16 protein-coding genes and 1 pseudogene are annotated in these 20,015 nt (G+C 40.9%); 13 read left to right on the top strand and 4 right to left on the bottom strand.

Going from position 1 to position 20,015, the window contains the following annotated elements; translation table 11 throughout:
• Window positions 1-281: 281 nt before the first annotated feature.
• From TY49_RS05000 to TY49_RS04975, 6 genes are all read left to right on the top strand, one after another.
• Window positions 282-710, top strand: a complete 429-nt coding sequence (locus TY49_RS05000; RefSeq protein WP_041964794.1) for an acyl-CoA thioesterase — start codon at window positions 282-284, stop codon at window positions 708-710.
• 96 nt (window positions 711-806) lie between these two features.
• Window positions 807-1,460, top strand: coding sequence for an NAD(P)H-dependent oxidoreductase (locus TY49_RS04995; RefSeq protein ID WP_041964793.1), 654 nt, complete (start codon window positions 807-809; stop codon window positions 1,458-1,460).
• A 69-nt stretch (window positions 1,461-1,529) separates the two neighbouring features.
• On the top strand, window positions 1,530-2,309 hold the full coding sequence (locus tag TY49_RS04990) for a nitroreductase family protein (protein WP_041964792.1): 780 nt from the start codon (window positions 1,530-1,532) through the stop codon (window positions 2,307-2,309).
• A 114-nt stretch (window positions 2,310-2,423) separates the two neighbouring features.
• The gene (locus tag TY49_RS04985; protein ID WP_041964791.1) at window positions 2,424-2,906 is read left to right on the top strand and encodes an AraC family transcriptional regulator; all 483 of its coding nucleotides are present in this window, start codon (window positions 2,424-2,426) and stop codon (window positions 2,904-2,906) included.
• Window positions 2,907-3,055: 149 nt separating this feature from the next.
• Complete coding sequence (locus TY49_RS04980) at window positions 3,056-3,538, top strand: NUDIX hydrolase (RefSeq protein ID WP_041964790.1); 483 nt, start codon at window positions 3,056-3,058, stop codon at window positions 3,536-3,538.
• Between the two features lie 178 nt (window positions 3,539-3,716).
• Complete coding sequence (locus TY49_RS04975) at window positions 3,717-4,274, top strand: thioredoxin family protein (protein ID WP_041964789.1); 558 nt, start codon at window positions 3,717-3,719, stop codon at window positions 4,272-4,274.
• A gap of 399 nt (window positions 4,275-4,673) precedes the next feature.
• On the opposite strand, the pseudogene TY49_RS04965 reads toward TY49_RS04975, so the two are convergent.
• Window positions 4,674-5,949: pseudogene (locus TY49_RS04965) on the bottom strand (MFS transporter).
• Window positions 5,950-6,391: 442 nt separating this feature from the next.
• Between TY49_RS04965 and TY49_RS04960 the strand changes: the two are divergent.
• Together TY49_RS04960 and TY49_RS04955 are read left to right on the top strand one after the other, a co-directional pair.
• A complete protein-coding gene (locus TY49_RS04960) occupies window positions 6,392-7,030 on the top strand; it encodes an SGNH/GDSL hydrolase family protein (RefSeq protein ID WP_198135585.1) in 639 nt (212 codons plus the stop codon).
• A 542-nt stretch (window positions 7,031-7,572) separates the two neighbouring features.
• Window positions 7,573-10,788, top strand: a complete 3,216-nt coding sequence (locus TY49_RS04955) for a M36 family metallopeptidase (RefSeq protein ID WP_041964786.1) — start codon at window positions 7,573-7,575, stop codon at window positions 10,786-10,788.
• Window positions 10,789-11,123: 335 nt separating this feature from the next.
• Here TY49_RS04955 and TY49_RS04950 read toward each other — a convergent pair whose 3' ends face one another.
• Window positions 11,124-11,945, bottom strand: a complete 822-nt coding sequence (locus TY49_RS04950; protein ID WP_052442091.1) for an STAS domain-containing protein — start codon at window positions 11,943-11,945, stop codon at window positions 11,124-11,126.
• Between the two features lie 410 nt (window positions 11,946-12,355).
• On the opposite strand from TY49_RS04950, the gene TY49_RS04945 reads away from it, so the two are divergent.
• Entirely contained in the window at window positions 12,356-13,186 is an 831-nt protein-coding gene (locus TY49_RS04945) for an MBL fold metallo-hydrolase (RefSeq protein WP_041964785.1), read from the top strand.
• A gap of 161 nt (window positions 13,187-13,347) precedes the next feature.
• Here the strand turns inward: TY49_RS04945 and TY49_RS04940 are convergent, their stop codons facing one another.
• Entirely contained in the window at window positions 13,348-13,860 is a 513-nt protein-coding gene (locus TY49_RS04940; RefSeq protein WP_041964784.1) for a GNAT family N-acetyltransferase, read from the bottom strand.
• 527 nt (window positions 13,861-14,387) lie between these two features.
• Here TY49_RS04940 and TY49_RS23840 point away from each other — a divergent pair.
• The 3 genes from TY49_RS23840 to TY49_RS04925 are packed head-to-tail and all read left to right on the top strand — an operon-like array spanning window position 14,388 to window position 17,004.
• A complete protein-coding gene (locus TY49_RS23840) occupies window positions 14,388-15,680 on the top strand; it encodes a hypothetical protein (RefSeq protein WP_052442090.1) in 1,293 nt (430 codons plus the stop codon).
• A 9-nt stretch (window positions 15,681-15,689) separates the two neighbouring features.
• Window positions 15,690-16,481: a YfjC family protein gene (locus tag TY49_RS04930; RefSeq protein ID WP_041964783.1), complete on the top strand. Its 792-nt coding sequence runs from the start codon at window positions 15,690-15,692 to the stop codon at window positions 16,479-16,481.
• Complete coding sequence (locus TY49_RS04925) at window positions 16,471-17,004, top strand: DUF5381 family protein (RefSeq protein ID WP_041964782.1); 534 nt, start codon at window positions 16,471-16,473, stop codon at window positions 17,002-17,004. Before TY49_RS04930 ends, TY49_RS04925 begins: the two co-directional genes overlap by 11 nt.
• Before the next feature lie 279 nt (window positions 17,005-17,283).
• Here the strand turns inward: TY49_RS04925 and TY49_RS04920 are convergent, their stop codons facing one another.
• Window positions 17,284-17,904: an NAD(P)-dependent oxidoreductase gene (locus TY49_RS04920; RefSeq protein ID WP_041964781.1), complete on the bottom strand. Its 621-nt coding sequence runs from the start codon at window positions 17,902-17,904 to the stop codon at window positions 17,284-17,286.
• Window positions 17,905-18,601: 697 nt separating this feature from the next.
• On the opposite strand from TY49_RS04920, the gene TY49_RS04915 reads away from it, so the two are divergent.
• Window positions 18,602-19,777, top strand: coding sequence for a molybdopterin-dependent oxidoreductase (locus TY49_RS04915; RefSeq protein WP_041964780.1), 1,176 nt, complete (start codon window positions 18,602-18,604; stop codon window positions 19,775-19,777).
• Window positions 19,778-20,015: the final 238 nt, after the last annotated feature.

Here is a 20,015-nt window from a genome sequence, read left to right as displayed (position 1 = left end):
CAGAGCCCAAAGCTGTCAAGAAACCGTGGTTATTGTGACAGGTTTCAAGGTACAGAGCCCAAGCCTGTCAAGAAACCGTGGTTATTGTGACAGGTTTCAGGATGCAGAGCTCAAACCTGTCTAGAAAGTGCTAATGATGCTGTAGAACAACTAATAAAATGGAGGAAGCCTACTCCAGAAATGTAGTAAAGGTATGTTCAAGAAGGATTTATTGCTCAGGGTGTTGAAGGTATCTAGCAGAAAATGAATCTAGAAGCATAGATATAGGAGGAATGATAGTGATGCAGATGAGACCAGAATATGAAGCTTTTCCATTAAAGGCATATGACAAGATCAGGTATGCAGATACGGATCGTCAGGGACATGTAAATAACGCACTGTTTTCAACCTTCTTGGAAACGGGAAGGACTGAGCTTCTATATGCAAATGAGCCGCTGCATGCTGAAAACGCCTCGTTCGTGATAGCGAGTCTAAAGCTTGACTTGATTTCAGAAATACGGTGGCCTGGGACAGTGGAGATTGGCAGTGCCATTACAAGAGTTGGCAACAGTTCCTTTTCTTTATTTCAAGGAATCTATCAAAAAGGAAAGCTTGCTGCAGTGGCAGATACCGTCATCGTGCAAATGGACGACCACACGAGAAAATCTTCACCACTTTCATCTGAAACAAAAGAGCAATTAAAGCAATATTTGGTTGAAATAGAAAAATAGAAACAAAGATCGAAACGCGGGTACGGACGGAACCGTCCCGTTGTATAGAGGGTTTCCTTTATAAACAAAAGAGAAAATAAGTAAGGGGATTAGAAAATGAATGTTCTCATCGTATTTGCCCATCCGGACGGACAATCTTTGAATGGGGCACTAAAAGATGTAACGGTTGAAATCCTGGAACAGAATGGCCATAAGGTAGAAGTATCTGACCTATATGAAAAGAAGTTTAAAGCAATTGCAGATAAAGACGATTTCCTTGTGCTTAAAAATCCGAATCGTTTAAATTATATTTCTGAACAATACCATGCACTGAAAAATAATACCTTTGCAGCTGACATTGTCGAAGAGCAAAGATTAGTAACCCGGGCGGATTTAATCATTTTTCAATATCCGATGTGGTGGACGGATGCCCCTGCGATATTGAAAGGATGGTTTGATCGAGTTTTCTCGTACAGCTTTGCCTACGGTCCAGGCCGTTATGAAGAAGGGAACTTGAAAGGGAAAATGGCCATTGTATCTGTGACTCATGGCGCAGAGAATCTGTCGGAGTATGGAGAAAATGGAATAAAAGGCAAAGTCGAAGAGCGTTTGTTCAATATTCAGCACGAGAAGCTTTACTTTTGTGGGATGACCGTCTTAGAACCTTTCCTGTTCCCGGCCGGTGCAGATGAGGAGACGAGACTGAAGCATATCCAAGATTGGAAGGAACGGCTGGCGGGCTTAAAGGACGAAATATTGGTAGATATTTAATTCCTGATGAATAGGTGTGTAATCGAAAGTCATCTCTTTGTCTATAACCGATAATTAGGAGTGATTCTTTTGGAATTGAATGATGTAATCCACGGACACCGATCGATTCGAGAATATGAAGATAGGGAAGTTAGTCAAGATCTGCTCGACAAAATTTTAGAGGCGGGTATTCGTGCTTCATCAAGCGGCAATATGCAGACGTATTCGATCATCGTCACGAAAGACAAAGAGCTTAAGAATAAATTATACAATGCCCATATGGAGCAATCGATGGTTGTTGATGCGCCGATCCTTTTAACATTTTGTGCTGATTTTAATAGAATGAGAAAATGGCTTGAACTCAACGATGCACCTGTTCATTTTGATAATTATATGAGCTTTATGATCGGGGCCATTGATGCAGCTTTGGCATCACAAAACTGCGCTTTAGCAGCTGAAAATGAGGGACTTGGCATTTGCTATATGGGCTCTACGCTTGCGAATTGCGATCAAATTGGAGAACTGCTGAACTTACCGCCAAATGTCGTCCCCGTGGTTGGCTATTCATTAGGGTATCCAGCAGAAAACCCTGCCCCACGTGACCGGCTGCCCAAACATGGACTAGTTCACTACGACCAGTATAATGATTATTCAGATGAAGATATTCTGGAAATCTACAAAGATCGAAACGAAAAAGGATGGAACCGCTACATGGCCGTCCCAAAACTGAAAGAAATGACAGAACAATTAGGATTAAAAAATCTTGCTCAAATTTATACGAAAGCCAAGTATACAAAGGAATCGCATCAGGAATTTTCACAAACAGTGCTGAAGTATCTAGAGAGACAGAACTTTATGAATAATGAATGAGGGAATTATGTTGCCCAGGACTAATAAGGAAAAGTCATTTTCGGGGACAGCAAAACCATTGCTGGTTTGTTGAAATGTTTAGCGACCTAATCTTTCCAAACGAGGGATAGAAAAATGAATATCTTAATAAAGAACTTACCTGAAAAAGAAATAGCGTATATCAGACGGATGGGGAGTTACTTTGAGCCCCAAGAACACTGGGGAAAGCTTATCCATTGGGCGACTAGCAATGGACTATACCCTCCCCAACAGTCATTTATCGGTATATCATTAGATAATCCGGATCAAGTTGAAAGCAAGGATTGCCGTCACGATGCCTGCGTTTCATTACCTGACGGATTTGAAAAAGAAAACCATAATGATATGAAATTCAGGAAGTTGGAAGGTGGGCAATACGCTTTGTATTCCTTTTATGAAAAACCTGAAAAGCTGAATTTTGCTTATCAATACATGTTTGGCGAATGGCTGCCAAATAGCGATTATGCACCCGATTACCAAAGATATAACCTGGAATTCAATATGAATAACCCTTCCGAAGATCCTGAAGGGAAATGTAGAGTTGATTTATTGATACCCGTTAAAAAGAGGAAATCTTAGGGCAAAGTGTCACCAATCAACGGTGACATTTTTGTTATTTTACTGAAGTGCAGATTAGTGAAAGACTTTAAAGAATAGTGTTTTTGAGCATCTCTTTAATGTTAAAAGTAAGGCGGCATTATATTTAGAAGCTAAAGGGTGGAGCTAAAATGATGATCAAATTCTCAATAGATAATGATAGAAGCTTTCATTTGAGATCTGCTGCCATTATCAAACATAATGGAAAGGTCTTATTTCAAAGGCCAGTTAATAGTGAAAAGTGGTTTTTACCAGGAGGAAGGGTTGAGCATTTTGAATCGACGGAGGAGACATTAAAAAGAGAGTTAATGGAAGAGTTTAGCTTACAAGTAGACCATATGAAACTTTGCTGGGTAGTGGAGTATTTTTTAGAGGCAGAGGATAAAAAAATTCAGGAATTAGGTATGCATTACTTTGTGGAAATTCCTGAACAACATAGATTAGTTAACTATAAAGATGAGTTCAAAGGAGAAGAAGACGGATATACTCACAAATGGATTGAAATCGATGAACTTGATAAGTACAAAATAGTACCCGAATTCGTTGTTCCTCAGTTACAAAAGTTGGGGGACTGCAGCAATATTGAACATACAGTTTTAACGGTAGTAAGGTAGTTCCGTTTAGAACTTTATTATAATTATACTGGTGGGCTGATCCATGGATGGACAATACTCTCGCCAATAGACGTTTATCATTAGATAATCCGGATCAAGGTGAAAGCACGGGTTACCGTCAGGATGCCAGGGTTACATTACCAGACAAATTTTACATAAAAGTGAGTGAGGAATTTAAATGAAAACAGATCAACAGTATTATGAAGAGGGAAAATCCATTCAAACTTATATGAATGAAATGGGCATGTTAAAAGAGGAAAGTTTTGCTGTTTATGAACAATTTCAACTCCCGGCAGATGGCTTTGCTGAAGAGTTAAAACAATATCAACTTCATTTCCTAACGATTACCGAAGATTGGTGTGGAGATGCCATGATGATTAATCCCGTTATTCGCAAATTAGCGGAAGCTGCAGATATTGAAATGCGCGTCGCATTACGAGATGCTGATACAGATTTAATTGATCGCCACTTAACAAACGGTGGACGTGCAATTCCAATGATTTTAATCTTTAATAATCAAGGACATCTACTTGGAAAGTGGGGACCGCGTTCACCCAAAGCTCAGCAAATCGTCGATGAAGTTCGTGCTGCCTTGCCGCCAAAAGAGGATCCTTCCTTTGCAGAGAAACAAAAAGTAGCCTTTGGTTCTTTAAGGAAAAGGTATACAGAGGAACCGGCTCTTTGGTCAGATGTTTATGATAGTTTTAAAGAGACGATATTAGATATTTTAAAGTGAATAAAGGGTCAGGATAGTGAAACAACGAAATGTATCTTTATGAAAATCCACTAAACCTAAGTAAAGGTGACTTTTATGATAACGAAAAATAAATACCTATTACCCTGCTTTGTTTTGTTTATTATTTGCTTAATAACTTGGCAGGTAACAGGGGCTTTGGCGGAAAAAACAAGTGATATGGACATGGTCACTTCATTTGCGATATTTAGCTTTCTAGGAACAGTCCTTTTTCTTCTGCTTACTTTAGTTCTATTGTTGATAACAATTGTATCTAAGTATAAAAATAATAAACAAAATCTGTAAAAAAACTGATTATTGCTCTAATGAAAGAATGGCGTTTTAAAGCTGGCATGGACATGTCCAGGTGGCCATGCCCTTAAAATTCAGCCCATCCTTATTTTAGACGGAGGATTCTGGTTCTGCCGATTCAGGCTGACGTATTTCCTTAATAGTACTCACTCCAAACAAGCCGATTAGAGAAAAGATGACTGGAATGATGAAGCCATAAGAATAGCCTTCAGTCATACTGCCTGAAACAGACTGAAAATGATCCAATACTTTTCCGAAAATTCCTGGCAGTAAAACAGCACTGAGAAATCCACCGGTATTCGCAAAACCGGATACAAGGCCAGATTCCTTAATAGGAAAGGATTGGCGAACGACAGCAAAAGTTAAGGCACTTGCTCCAAATCCAAAGCCGATGATAAAGAAGAGCAAAATGAGCATGAAAAGTGGAGGATTCCCTTTAAATAAAAGGAAAGCAGACCAGCTTGTTAAAATAATGAAATGAACAATTACATAAGGACGCTTAATTGTTCCAAGCCGACTTGCAATCCAACTGGTCAGCGGAGCCCCTATTAGTGCCCCTATAAGACCAACCATTACAAGTTGACTGGCATCTGAGCGAGTCAGATCATACATATTCATCCCATAGGGCACTGCCCATGAACTAATAAAGCCCACATAGCCGCCAACAACTCCAAAATGACAGAAGAATAAAGCCCAGGCTTGCCGATTCAAAACGATTCTTTTCAGTATCAACGAAATGTTTTCACGTTGAGTTTCATCTTTTACAGTTACCGATTCATTGTGAAAGAGTTGTCTTGGTTTCTTTACAAGAACAATATATAGAAGAATTCCGGATAAACACAAAGCGATGCCCGCAGAAAAAAATGCTGCCCTCCAGCCAAGTAAGTCAATCCACGCCGAGAAAGGAACGGTCGCGAGAAGGAATCCAAGACTCCCCGTCATTCCCGCGAGACCAATTAATCTAACGAACTCCTGTACTTTAAACCATTGGCTTAATATCAATACCAAATTGACCCAAATAGTCGCATCTCCAATTCCCGTAAGTATTCTGGCAAAAAAACAAGACAAACTCATGGGTCCCAAGACTATAAATGATGGTGCCTAACCCAGTAACAATTGCACCTAAAATGAGGAAAAAATTGGGCCCGAACCGATCAGCCAAAATCCCCATTGGAATTTGCAAACTAGTATAAACAAAGAATTGCATACTCGTTAGTAATCCAATCGTTGTTGCTGTTACATGAAAATCCTTCATCACCTGCTCTGTAATCAATCCCGGAGCTGTTCGCTGGCTCGACATTAATAAGTAAGTTAACAATACGGAAACAAATACAACCCACCGAAACTTGCTATTTTGTTTGTCCAATAATTTCTACTCCCGTTAGCTTTTACACTATATATATGGATCTCCAGCACGGGTAATGATAACTTACTGAAGCAACGAGCTTCTTCACGTTCTCTTTTTATCTGCAATGGCGACTTTAACTAATAAGAAGGCCAAGTATACGATAGAATCGCATCAGGAATTTTCATAAACATTGCTGGAATGCTTAGAGATACAAAACTTTAATAATAATGAATAAGGGGAAGGTCATGATGCCGATGATTGAAAGGGAGTAGTTATGGGGACAGGAGAACCATTCCTGTGTCCTTAAAAATCCAGTGAAAGGATCGTTAAAAAAAATATGAGATTATTATACTTTTTCGGCAGTATCATCATTGTTCCTTTTTTGCCATTTTTATATTTTCAAGGAAAGAGGGTTAGAGCAAGTACACCCCGGTTACCAGAAGCGGAAGGAAATAAAGGCATGGTGAAGCTTGAAGGTGATCAAGAGTTTCGAGTTATTTTTCTCGGGGAGAGTTCAATTGCCGGTGTGGGGGTCAATCATCATGAGGAAGGGTTCGCAGGTGTGTTCGCAAAAGAATTAGCAGAAAAAACGAAAGCGACGATCCATTGGGAAGTGTATGCAAAAAGCGGCTATACCCTAAAAAAGATTAGAGAAAGCATTGTTCCGGTGATTCCTGACAACAAAGTGGATTTGATAGTAATAGGCCTTGGGGCCAATGATGCCTTTACACTAAATAACCCATGGTCCTGGCAAAAGCAATCAGAGTACCTAGTTACAGATTTGAGATCGAAATTTGAGGATGTGCCCATCGTGTTTGCCAATATGCCGCCGATCAAAGACTTTCCGGCATTTCCATTTCTAATCAGAGTGTTCATCGGAAATTTGGTGGATATATTGGGAAATGAACTGTTGACTACTGCCTCAAAGTTCAATGGAGTCCATTACAATGATAAAAAAATCCGGCTAAGAGATTGGCGAACAAGAATGAACCTGAATGCAGAGGATTTTTTCAGTGATGGGGTTCATCCCTCAAAGCTGACATACGGCTTATGGGCTAGTGAACTTTCTTCTTTTGCATGGGAGAAGTTGAGGGATTGAGTAACCGTTCGGATCACCCAGGAAAAGTAAGTGTTATTTAGGTTAGGGCCTGGGACGGTTGAAGTGTACAGAAGCAAAGGGTACGTCCCTTAGAGTGTAAGTTTTAATTAAACACCATCATATACGAAAGCCAACTATACGAAGGAATCGCACATCCGTTTTTAAAAAAAGTACTGAAATACTTAGAGAGACAAAACTTTATGAAAAATTAATAAGGATAGGGTAAGGGAAGGTTATAGTGCCCAATGTTAATAGGGAAACGTAACTTATTGGGGCGGCAGAACCACGTCTGTGTCTTGCTTTAAGGGGTGCACATCACATTCCTCGGGCTCTTTGTCTCTCATTAATACATCTTAACTTTCATTTTCAAAGCTCACGGGAACCGCCGCACCGCTCCCATCCACAAGTCCTATCCTCCATAGTGTCTTAGTAGTATTTTAATGACCTATAGGATGTATTTTGCCCTTGCGGCAGAGGTAAAACGAATGAGGCTAACGTATTCTTTCCTTGAATCAAGATTTTTCGAGGAGGGTTTTGCGTAGATGAAAAAGCGAAAGCTCGTGACGGCTGTATGTTCGACGCTGCTGGCTGGCCAGGTTTTGTTAACAAGCGGAATAAATGCTGATCAGGTAAAAGGCCCGGTGACCGCAGAGGGAATCCATGAGGATCATGAGTCCCATCTGTATGATGTCCGAAATGTGGTAAACAGTGTTCTGCCGACCCAGAAACAGCTTGATGCGGCTAACACACTAGTACAATCAGTGGGGGCAGGCACGAAGATTAAGTGGGACACCCATTTTGGCACCCCATCGACCATCATCAAGGATCAGGGTTATTTATCAGCTCCTTCTAATGAAAGCGCTGAGAATATTGCGCGCAACTGGTTGAAGCAAAATGCGGAGCTATTTGGACTTCAGTCCTCAGACATTGACTCATTTATTGTAAGCAAAAATTTTGAAATGCCGGGAACAGGGCTTCGTCCAGTCACTCTTCAGCAAACCTTTGATGGCATTGAGTCAGCTTACGGAGGACGAGTGATCATCGCGGTAAACAAAGATGGCCAGATCCTGTCAGCAGCAGGAAATCTAAGCCGTGCAACAGGTTTAATTGCAGATTTTCAGCTTTCAGAAGCAGATGCCTTAAACAAGGCTGTTGAGCTAGAATTGCCAGACGTAAGCTTTGTTCCCAAGCTATTAAGTAAGGAAAAAGGCTGGTCAGTTTTTGCCGGAGGAGATGTACTGCCGTCTGAGCAGCGTGTAAAGAAAGCAACTTTTATTACGAAGGACGGTGTCCGGCCAGCTTACCGAGTACTTTTTATCAAGGAGCTGAACGAGGGCTTTGAGATGGTGATCGATGCAGCGAATGGCAAGCTTTTATACCAGCGTTCCCTCGTTGACACTCTATTAGAAACAGAGGGGCTCATTTTTGAGAACTACCCTGGTGCACCGGCTGGCGGAACTCAAGTTGTGAAGTCGTTTAAAGGGGATCCAAAGGCGTCACCAAAAGGCTGGCTCATTCCTGGCACAAGCTTGGGATTGACGACATTTGGAAACAACGCCAACTCGTATGCGAACTGGAGCAATTTTTTAGTCCCGGCCGATCAGGCTGTTCGTCCGCTTGCGTTAGACGGCGATTTTAGCTACTTATTTAAAAACGCGTGGCAAAAAACAAACGGGCAAACGACACCGCCATCCTATGCAGAGGATTTAAACAGTGCTGCGACGAACTTGTTCTATCATCATAATCTATTCCACGACTATTTCTACAACCTTGGATGGACAGAAGCAGCCGGGAACCTTCAGCTTTCAAACTACGGAAAAGGCGGATTGGACGGCGATGCCATCTTAGGTCTTGTCCAGGCAGGAGCACTGTCAGGCGGTGCGCCAACGTATACAGGACGAGATAACGCCTACATGCTGACGCTGCCTGACGGGATTCCTGCGTGGAGTGGAATGTTCCTTTGGGAACCGATACCAGGCGCATTTGAAGGACAATATGCAGATGGTGATTTTGATGCTGGGATTATTTATCATGAATATGCCCATGCATTGACGAATCGTTTCGTAGCAGGCGGAGAAGCACTCGGCAGCCATCAGTCGGGTTCGATGGGCGAAGGCTGGGGAGACTTCTTTGGAATGCACTATCTGGCGAAAAAAGGCCTTCAGGAAAAGCCAGTTGTGGGAGCCTATGTGACAGGGAATGTTGAACGAGGCATCCGCAGTTATTCACTTGATGAAGCGCCTTACAACTATGGAGATGTTGGCTATGATGTTGGAGGGCCAGAGGTTCACTCTGACGGCGACATTTGGGCAGCTATTTTATGGCATGTAAGAGATGCATTAATTGATCAACTTGGAAAAACGGAAGCAGAATCAGTCATCGAGCATCTTGTCATGGATGCCATGCCAATCTCCGTTCCGAACCCATCGATGGAAGACATGAGAACGGCGATACTTGCCGCCGATTTTGAACGCTTCGATGGAAAGCACTATGATGCTTTATGGACTGCATTCGCACAGCGCGGGTTAGGAGCAAATGCATTATCCAAAGGCGGAGACGATACAGACCCGGTTCCAGGATTCAACCATCCAGTTGGACAGCGAAATGGCCAGCTGATTGGAAAAGTGGTTAACGCTGCTACAAATAAACCGATCCAGGATGCACGAATCATCATTGGTGAATTCGAAGCAAGAACAAGTCCACTTGCCGTATCGGGCCAAAAGGGCGACTTCGGGGCATATATTGTAGAAGGAACTTATGACATTACGATCCAGGCAAAAGGTTTTGGATCAAGGACCATTCGTGATGTTGCCATCAAGGCAGGGGAGAAGAACCGCTTGACGTTTACCATTGGACCAAACGTTGCATCATCCTTTAACGGAGCATCGATTTCCAGCGTATCCGGATCATCGGACAGCAACCCGGTTAAGTTTGCGATTGACGACACAGAAGCAAGTGTGTTCGCCTCAAATACGCAAGAAAATGGCTTCCTTGGCGCGGACTTCATCGTAGACCTTGCAGGAGATGAACCAGTGGAAATTTCCCATGTTCAAGTAAGTGCCATGAAGGACATTTCCGGTTCACGATTTGCCACACTGAAAAACTTCAGTCTGCAAACGTCAATGGACGGAGAAAACTTCACGACTGTCTGGAAAGGGAAATTTGAAGCCGGGAAGCCAAGGCCAACGATAGCTGACCTTCATTACCAGGGAATCGATCTTCCGCAAACTGTAGAAGCAAAATATCTAAAATTTATCGCGCATGATGCACAAGACAATACAAAAGGCTTTGTTCAAGTGGCTGAGGTTCAAGCCTTCTCTGAGCAAAAATCAAAGATTGAACCGTTAGAACTAGAACCAGAAGAACCGTTTGTTGCGGAAGGTACCGTGCAGGCAGGGAATGCAGGAACAGGAATCGGAAGCCTGGCAGGTGTGCCAGCGACACTAGCCGTCACAGAGAACGAGTTCGTGACGACGCAAAATCCAGAGCCGGCATCCCAGGGTGTAGATGGATATGTTGTTACCCTTCCAGAGCAATATGGCGATGGGATTCATAACTTCACACTAAAAGGAAGCAATGACGGATCGTATGACTACGATGTCTACTTCTATAATAAGAACTTTGAACTGATTGGGAGTGTCGCGACTTCTGGGGCGAACGAAGCAGGAGTCATCCCGGGCGGCACACGCTATGTATATGTTGGATTATATTCAGGAGCAAATGTACCGTTAACCTTTACAGCGACAAGTCCTTATTAGTCTTACAAAAGATAAAGTGGTCTAAGGCATAATGTCTCTATGTGGAAAAGAGGATAGACTTTTGTCTATCCTCTTTTAATATGATTGAGAAGGCTTTGCGACAAGGGGACGGTTCTCACGTCGCAGAAATTGAAATGAACTTACAGTTGACGGAATACTTACCTTCTAACTTTATAATTTTCCTGCAAACATCGTAATCTCACAATTAAATCAGGGAGTAGGGATATCTTTAAGAAGTTAAAATATGTAAATGTATGAGACAGCAGAACCGTCCCTGTGTCTCTTATAATGTCAAAATAAAAGAAAAAGACCAACGAATGGTCTTTTTCCTGCAATTAAAGGTAATCTTTTAATGTCTCTTTAAGAGTCCCTCTTGTTTGTGTATCTTTTTCAAAAAGAATACCTCCATGGACCATTTTTCTTACAAGGTCCGGTCGGAGTCCGGTTAGAATAGCTTTGCAGCCCATCATGGCCACTCCAGTCAGGATCTTTTGGAAGTAGTCAATAACATCCTTATCCATCATGGCTACACCGGATAGGTCGATAACTAAATTTTGGAACCTTGTGTTAGCTATTTCGTTTAAAACTTTCTCTTCAATTATCACAATTCTAAAGGAGTCAATTGTGCCAATTAGAGGTAAAACAGAAACGGTCTCACTTACTGGAATAATTGGGACAGACAAATGTTCGACCATTTCTCTTTGCTTGTGGAGCATTTGATCTTTATATTTTGAGTAACTGAGAAAGAAACTGTTAAGGAATTGGTCTATTTGTTCGTTTATGAATTCTTCCATTTCATAAAAATCCTTTTTTCCATCAGTTAGGTTCTTGTCTTCATCAATTTTACCAATAATCTGCCACAAAGTTCTTCTGATTGCTTGAATCCATTCTAATTTTAAAGACAGAGTTAGAGAATGTCCTGCCCAGGCAATTCCCTCCTCTTCTGCAAAAGCGATTAGATCCTTATCATTTTGATTAATTATGAAGAAAATTAATTTCCTGGCATTTCTTAAAAGGTCAATGTTTCCTTTTTCTAAAATCTCAGTGATTTTCCCCGAAACATTAACTGCTTGAGAGAGTAAAGTCTCATCAAATATTCCACCATTATCTTTAAAGTAGTTTTTGATTTCTTCTCTTAAATCATTGATGTTATTCAATTTTTTTACCCCCGAATTAATAACTTTACAACTGATATTACATACCTTATTAGACATTTTTATAAACCTATTTACCTAAAATTCACGAAAAAATTTTTTGAATTCTCAAAAGTTAGGAATAATGAACTAAATGACGTTCTGCTACAAGGGGATGGTCCGACGTCTTTGGAGACTTAGGGACGGTTCTCTTGTCCCATTCGGGAGTCGAAATAAAGTCTGTGGAAGCTTATAAGTGCTAGCTTAATAAAGGGAGGTTAGTTAATGCCTCTTTTAAATTTGGATAGAGCAAAATCCGATAAAGAAAAAAATCTCAGCCAAAAGTTGTAGATAGGTTACACCATTCTTCCGAAGAGATCGCTTAATGGCTTTCTTATAATAAAGATAAGAAAAATCATAGGAAGGTGTTCAAAATGAACCATTATATATGTAATACTTGCGGTGTCCAATATTCCAATTCTGCTCATGCTCCTGAAACCTGCTTGATTTGCGCTGACGAAAGACAGTACATCCATCCGGATGGACAGTCGTGGACAACGCTTCAACAGCTCGCAGATTCAGGGAAATATAAAAATACCATTATCAAAGAAGAAGAAGGACTGTACAGCCTTACTACTACTCCTTCGTTTGCTATTGGGCAGACAGCTTATTTAGTTCGGAATGATGGGTTCAACTTGTTATGGGACTGCATCACCTACCTGGACGAAAAAACAGAAAAGGATATTTATTCTCTAGGAGGAATTGATGCCATCGCATTATCCCATCCGCATTATTATTCGACACAGGTGGAATGGGCTGAACGATTCGGAGCAAGCATTTATATCCACGAAGCTGATCGCCAGTGGGTCACTAGGCCGAGTGACAGGATCATATTCTGGTCTGGTGATTCTCTGGAGCTTGATGCGGGTATAACATTGTATCGTTTGGGTGGTCATTTTAGTGGGGGAAGTGTATTACACTGGGAAAATGATGTGAGCAAGCAAGGGGTCCTTCTTACTGGTGATATTATTCAAATAGTGGCCGATCGACAATGGGTAAGTTTCATGTATAGTTATCCTAACCTTATTCCATTGCCAGCTAACAAGGTTCAGGAGATGGCAGCTAAAGTCAGCGTTCTAAAGTTTGACAGAATATATAATGCATTTCATCGTGTCATCATGGAAGATGCCCATCAGTCTGTTCAAAATTCCGCTAAGAGGTATATTGAGGCTTTGGAGGGGAAGTTAGTTAGTATAAACAATTAAATAATTATCTGAAAATAACGCCTGGTTGGTAAAACCAGGTGTTTAACTTTTAAAAGACTATTCTCCGAACGGAGCATGGGGACGTACCTGATGCTTCTGTTAAGTAACTCAATTCATTTCCAATGAGCCAAAAAAGAGCAAAGGGTACCTCCCCAAATCTATTATTTTGTTTCATTTATAGCATAGAGCTTAAGCTCCTCATCGTCTTTAGGAAGAGTCACGTATCCTTCAAAAGACATACCAAGCTTTTCAAGGAGTTTGGAGGAGGAAGCATTGTCTTTGGTTGTAATGGCAACGATCCGATTCAAATCTAATTTACGGGCATATTCCAATGTTCCTTTTGCTGATTCAAAGGCATATCCTCTTGATTGGTATTCGGCAAGAAAGGCATATCCAATATCGACATCCTCTAGCCCATCCCTTTTAATCAAGCCGCATAAACCAACCGGCAGTTGACTCTCTTTTAGTTCAACCACAAAAAGCCCGAACCCAAACCGTTCGTACATCTTTATTGGCCCGGTTAAAATATAATTTTTAGCATCCTCAAGCGACCGAATGCCTTTATCTCCAATATATTTTAGCCATCCTGGTTCATTCAGTAATTTAAAAATAAACTCTTGGTCACTGACTTCTAGCCAGCGGACTTTCAAACGTTCCGTTTCAAATACAAGCAAAAGCCACACCTCATTTCAACAAAATAGTTCAGTGTAGCACCATCTTATCATTATAGAAAGTTTTCGAGTAGATTTTTAGATAAGGGGGCAATTCTAGAGTTTCATTCGATTTATTCGGCAGCAATACGGTCAGAAATTAACGGGTAAGTGTTTTTGTTGAAAAATTCCCACTTCCAGAAAGCTGCTGGAATGATGGTGGCAACTTTGCAGAAGAAGGGGGATAGACAAAATTACGCTATCTTCTTTAATTGACCAATCTAAACGTTAGTTACGATGTTAAGCTTGCCGTTTTTCTTAATTATTTTGGTTCCCGAATGCGACGTGAGAATCGTCCCTGATCTCTTTGTGTCACAAGTTAAACTGGTTTAAAACATAACGGGAATGGGTGATAAGACCTGAATGACAGCCGGAAAAACACACCTTTACACCTATTTATAGGAAAATGTAGTTATTTAATTAAGATTATTTCTCATTTATAATTAGTGTAAAGTGGAAAAGTTCACCAAATTTTCAGAGGAGTGATTAATTTGTATTCTAAAATTGTTTTTAATCCCAAACAGGTAAACTCCTCCCTACAGGGTTTGAGTCAAAATATTTCCAGGCTGATCAGTGTTGAGAGTGGTATTTCCAGTGTGAAATCCAGTATGGATCCAAGAATTATAAATAGAAGAGGAATAGGCGGAAGTTTGTCCAGGGCAACAGCGTCCATAGATCGCATTGAACAAAAGATGGTTCAGCTGAAAACCTACACCGCCAATACAATAAACCAATATTCAGTAGCGGAAAAGCGTGTAAATGGCCAGGCAGAGGAAGTCAAAGAAGCATTTGCATTAGCTCTTGATAAAATGATAAACGATCGGTATGCGAGCGGACTATATGACAAATACCATTCTATAGCCGGGCATCTGGAACATATATTACATGGAGCCCAATATTCGGCAGGAGCAGGCTTGATGCATCTGCTCGGATTCAGGTTCACCGATGTTGATGATGTCTTTAAGAAGTTCCATGTAGCAGAGTACATAAAGGCGGGGAAATTTAATATCCCACTCGCAAGCACGATTCAGCGAATCGAAAACTCACGCCCGCTGAACTTCATGGCGAGGATGATGGTGAACCCATTATATTTAGTCTATAATCGGAAAAAGCCGTTAGCGGATCTGCTATATAAAAAGATGGCGAGTTATTATCCTAAGGATATGGTGAATCTAAGCAATAGCGTTTCTACATTAAAGCAAGTGCTCAGAGATTCAAGCACTTTTAAAAGCGGATTCGAGGCTGTAAAAAGCCAGGCAGGCAGTATCCTGAAAAACAGCGGTAAGCTTATCAGAGCCAATGCCCTTCTGGCAACAGTTATTACAGCAGGTGTGGAGTCAGTAGGAGCAGGCATTAAAATCACCGAAAACTATGGCATGTACAGTGGAGAAAAATTAAAAGAGGAAAATGCTAAGGTGGTAGGAAGGGCTGTTGTCAAGACCGGTACAGTAACAGCTGGTTCAGTTGGTGGAGCGGTAATTGGCGGTATTATTGGAAGCTTGGGCGGTCCTTTAGGTACAGTAGCGGGCGCCACTGTTGGGGGTTATCTCGGCAGTATGCTTGGAGATAAAGTGGCCTCAATGACCTCTGCCTGGACCGACAAACAATCAGTGCGGTTTAAGGACACTATTCACAAAGGTACAGAGGCAGTTGCTTCAGGCGTAAGGAATGTCAAGGAGGGCTTCAACAATGCGAAAGAAGCCATTAGTGATGTAAAATCACATGCAGCAAACCTATTGGATAGTTCGAAATCCTTTTTCGGAAAACTATCATTTGGAAATTAGGAGGAGAGTATGGATAAAATTTCGCTTTCGATTGAGGAATTAATCTATTGCTTTTACAGCGAAGGTTTTTTTGAACAGGGAAACGCATTGAAGCAAGTTTACTTCGGTGATCTGGATGATGAAAAAATGGATCTCTTGCTGCAAATCTCAACCCGTTCATTGTTGTCTAAAAGCTTAGTAAGCTATAAAAATCATAAATTTACACTTGTGGAAGAACTGGCTGACATAATTGCCACCCTCAATTACTCAGATCAATCAATAAAGGTTTCCAGGCATGATGGGGAGGGGGGAGAAAAAGCTGTATCCTACCATTTGACAGGAAACGGTTTTATCCAGCATTCTCTCTTTTATGATGAGCAAATCCATGTGTTCTCTATTGTTACGCTTAATGAAGTAAGCGAGCTGGTTTCAGATTTTTATTATATACAAAATGATAGGGAAACAGGAACAAATGGTTTTTCATTGAGCCAGCAAGAATTTGAAGTCATGATCGATTCGTTGGAGGACAATTCTGCGCTATTTGAGCTCCCAAAATACGAAGGAACAAAGAATAATTTCTACGAATCATTGAAAGAGTCAAACGGATTATTGAATACAATGCTGTTTTTCGAATTCAATGAAGTAAAAGAGCCAGAAGCCACAAATCTTGTCTTGTTTACGAATAATCAGGCAAACAACTGGATGATTGAAAAAAGGGAAGAGGGCTTTTATGTAAAACCGTGCAACCGGGAAATGGTCAAAACTCTCATTGAGAACAGTATCGAGGTTAAAGTAAAGGAAACGGTGAGTGATGGAAAATAAAATCGAGCATAACACGGAAGAACATAATATTATCGTTTCAGACGATAAAGTAGAGGTCGTTTATACAAACGTCGGGGCTGGTTGTATGATTACTGGCATAGGCCTGATGACGCTTGCTTCACTATTAATTTTCTTTATCGTTCCAGACGTAAGTTTTGTAAAAGGATTTTTCGGAGTCCTCATCGGTGTGTTTGGATTGCTGGTTTTTGGTTCGATGCTCATCAGGATGCTGTCCATGCTGTTATCCGGCAGAGCTGTCATAACCGTACAGGATGGCTATTTAAAAGGCAGGAAAAAAAGTGTCCGGATCAGCGATATCAAGGATATCAAGTGGGGTGGCAACGGTTTTAAATACATTGCAATCACGACCATGAATAACAAAAAAGTCAAACTCTCTACTTATAATCTAGTCAACGAACAAAAAGTCCATAAGGTCCTTGATACATACGTTGTCCCAAACGGCACCCCTGAATTAAAGGAGAACTGGGCGAAAAGGTATGGCGGTCAGGGATATAAAGGGTGAAACTTAAAATAACGCCTGGGAGCAAGGGGACGGACCTTTTGCTCCTCTTTTTGTAATTGTTTTTGGAAGCAAAAGGTACGTCCCTATGCTTCTGTCTATGAATTAGCAAACCAAATCGCAAACTATTTAGCAATAAAGAAGGAGCTAGATCTGAAAAATCCTAGCTCCTTTCTTTTGTATTCTTTGTGTTAAAGTAAAGTCCCCTTTAGTTTACGCACAATTTTTCTCAAAACCATAAATTTCACCTTGGACAGCAAGCAATAATGTAAGAGAATATTATTAGTAGGCGATTCCTACACGTGTATGGAAATAATCGCTACTTTCTATCTGACGATAAGTAAATTCTGCTGTATCCGGAACTGATATTTTCATACCACCTTCTGGCAAAAAATTACGTTCAATTCGATATTGACCTTCTCTTTCTCCATCTGGCAAATATGTAGGACATACAATCGTCCAATCGAGTGTTGATTGTTTCAGCATATCGTAAACTTTATGATGTTCTTCTGCTGCACGGGTTGATTTACGTTTTGAATCACTTGACTGATAACGAATTACGGTTGGCGTAGTTCTACTTTGTAAGATCCCTGCGGTTCCTATCTTGATAATTCGTTGTATACCTTCATTTTCCATTGCATTGATAACTAGTGGCATACTTTCTGAAAGAGTGGTTGTGCCATCAGTATTTAGTGCACTAATAACTACATCAATCCCATGCATTGCACGTACTATATCATTGTTATTTAAAACATTCCCTTGAATAATGGTTAAATTTCCACTATTTATTTGAATCTTCTCTGGAGTGCGAACTAATACAGTAACATGATGTCTATCCTGAAGGGCATAAGTTAGTATTTGACTTCCAACTCGTCCAGTTGCACCTAAAATTAAAATATTCAAAAGTATAATCCTCCTTTTTACGAATCCCAATATTAAAATACACTATAAATGCTATTATTTCGTCTCTTACAGCACTCTTCCATTAACCCCTGCTTCGTTCAATAAGGAATTCAACAAAAAAGTGCATCAATCCTTCCTGAATCAACGCACCGTATAAGTGATTTCTTTACCAAATAGCAAACTCTAAATGGGTCTAATTCTTTTTTTGTTTTATCATAAGAATAACACTGTAAATAGCACACTGATAAGGAGCATGAAAATGGGATTTTTGTGTTCCCTTTTTCGCGTTTTGCATTGCAAAAGAGACTGAATTATGTCCATTGGCAGGGAAGGCCTTTATTTTGTTTTTCATCATTCTTGAATTGTCCATATGTCTTCCATCGGTACATTCCAGCCCATTGAAATTAGAATATATTAAAGTTAGTAGTCTATAATTATAGATTATTGGAATATGAATCATGTGAGATGTTGGTGTGATTTATCTTTATGCCCGTCCTGTTTGAATGGTATTTTAAATGGTCTTGTTGTTCAAAGACTTAAGCAGGTATAAACAAAATACTCATAATAATATTGGTTCCACACAAGGAAACCGTCCCTGTGCCTCTTGTTCAGTTCCAAGGAGGGGCAATCGGTCTAGAAAGTATTGAAGACGCTTCAGGTTCAGGCTTCTGAATAAGCGAGAGGTGGGTACAGCGAAATGTGGAAAAGATTAAAAAGACTTCACCATCTGAATGGATATGCTACCTTATTTTTATTCATAAGCGGGATTTTGCTTTTCATTCCTTCTTTAAGGGGGCCGTTGGCTTCATACCGTGTCATGTTGAAGGATGCCCATATTTGGGTCGGTTTTGCAACTGTTGCATTCCTTCTGCTTTATTTCCGCTATTTTGCTTTCCATTACAAAGTCATAGAAAAACAACAAGGGAAGAAACGGAATCTTGCGATGGTTATTGGATTGATCATCGGCTGGATTATTAGCGGTACGGTTCTAACTTTTCAAAGGAATCTTCCAGAAGAACTCGTTCAAGCTTCATTGATCGTACATGATGTATTCACCTGGATTGGTCTGCCGGTTCTCCTTTTCCACTCTGTGACTAGGTCAGGCTGGTTTCGGAAAAGATCAGTTCAACTGCCAGAAAAAAAGAAAGAACTATATGCCTTCAGCCGCAGAGGGTTTTTCAAATACGGCATTGTCTCTTTGCTTGCGATCTTTTTGGGTCCATCCATTTTTAAATGGCTGAAACAAGTGACGGATGATGGGGGATCGACACTAAAGGAAGTGGCGCTGAACAGCACAAATGAGCTTTCGCCCCTGCCAATACCCGCTACGCAATCCTCCCCTCCCATTGGTGGAGGGTATGAAGGCAAATTCCGTGTTTATACAGTAACGGAGACACCGGTTTTTAACAATGAAAATTGGAATTTTACGATTGATGGACTGGTTGATGAACCAGTGTCGTTGTCATGGGAAGAATTCGTCAAATTGAAGAGGACAGTCCAGGTCAGTGATTTTCACTGCGTTACGGGATGGTCCGTGCTTCATGTCACGTATGAAGGCATCCTGCTGAAAGATCTCATGAAGAAGGTAAAGCTGAAAGAGAACGCCTCCCATCTAAAATTTTACTCGGACGACGGTGTCTATACGGACTCATTATCCCTTGAGCAGGCAGCCTTGGATGATGTCATGGTCGCTGTGCTCATGGATGGAGAGCTGATCCCGTCAGACTATGGTGGTCCCGTCCGGCTGATTGTTCCCAAAATGTATGCCTATAAATCCGTGAAATGGCTTGTCAGAATCGAAGCCATTGATCATGTTCACGAAGGCTACTGGCAAGTTAGGGGATATGATACCGATGCATGGGTAAGAACTTAAGAGACGACTTGAGCTAATCTTGTCCAGAAAGATGGAGCGTGTACAAAAAAAGAAAGCAAACAGGGAGCAAGGGGGACGGACCTTTTGCTTCCTTTTTTTTGTTCAGAGTACCGTCTCTGTGTCTCTGTGGAGTTTGACAAGCCCTTTTGCATTTAGAGGGACTTGGGCAAACTAGCATTTCTTAAATTGCGCAACCCAAATGAGATGCGAGGGACAGAAATGCAGGGGCACCGTTCCC

This window comes from Mesobacillus selenatarsenatis SF-1, from assembly GCF_000813125.1.
GTDB classification, from domain to species: domain Bacteria; phylum Bacillota; class Bacilli; order Bacillales; family Cytobacillaceae; genus Mesobacillus; species Mesobacillus selenatarsenatis.
The sequence above is the reverse complement of the archived record's forward strand: the minus strand, read 5'-3'. Positions and strand labels throughout refer to the sequence as shown.

Excerpts from the sequence above, each read along its gene's own strand:
- TY49_RS05000 (WP_041964794.1), top strand. The coding sequence starts at position 282 with ATGCAGATGAGACCAGAATATGAAGCTTTTCCATTAAAGGCATATGAC.
- TY49_RS04995 (WP_041964793.1), top strand. The coding sequence starts at position 807 with ATGAATGTTCTCATCGTATTTGCCCATCCGGACGGACAATCTTTGAAT.
- TY49_RS04985 (WP_041964791.1), top strand. The coding sequence starts at position 2,424 with ATGAATATCTTAATAAAGAACTTACCTGAAAAAGAAATAGCGTATATC.
- TY49_RS04980 (WP_041964790.1), top strand. The coding sequence starts at position 3,056 with ATGATGATCAAATTCTCAATAGATAATGATAGAAGCTTTCATTTGAGA.
- TY49_RS04975 (WP_041964789.1), top strand. The coding sequence starts at position 3,717 with ATGAAAACAGATCAACAGTATTATGAAGAGGGAAAATCCATTCAAACT.
- TY49_RS04960 (WP_198135585.1), top strand. The coding sequence starts at position 6,392 with ATGGTGAAGCTTGAAGGTGATCAAGAGTTTCGAGTTATTTTTCTCGGG.
- TY49_RS04955 (WP_041964786.1), top strand. The coding sequence starts at position 7,573 with ATGAAAAAGCGAAAGCTCGTGACGGCTGTATGTTCGACGCTGCTGGCT.
- TY49_RS04945 (WP_041964785.1), top strand. The coding sequence starts at position 12,356 with ATGAACCATTATATATGTAATACTTGCGGTGTCCAATATTCCAATTCT.
- TY49_RS04930 (WP_041964783.1), top strand. The coding sequence starts at position 15,690 with ATGGATAAAATTTCGCTTTCGATTGAGGAATTAATCTATTGCTTTTAC.
- TY49_RS04925 (WP_041964782.1), top strand. The coding sequence starts at position 16,471 with ATGGAAAATAAAATCGAGCATAACACGGAAGAACATAATATTATCGTT.
- TY49_RS04915 (WP_041964780.1), top strand. The coding sequence starts at position 18,602 with ATGTGGAAAAGATTAAAAAGACTTCACCATCTGAATGGATATGCTACC.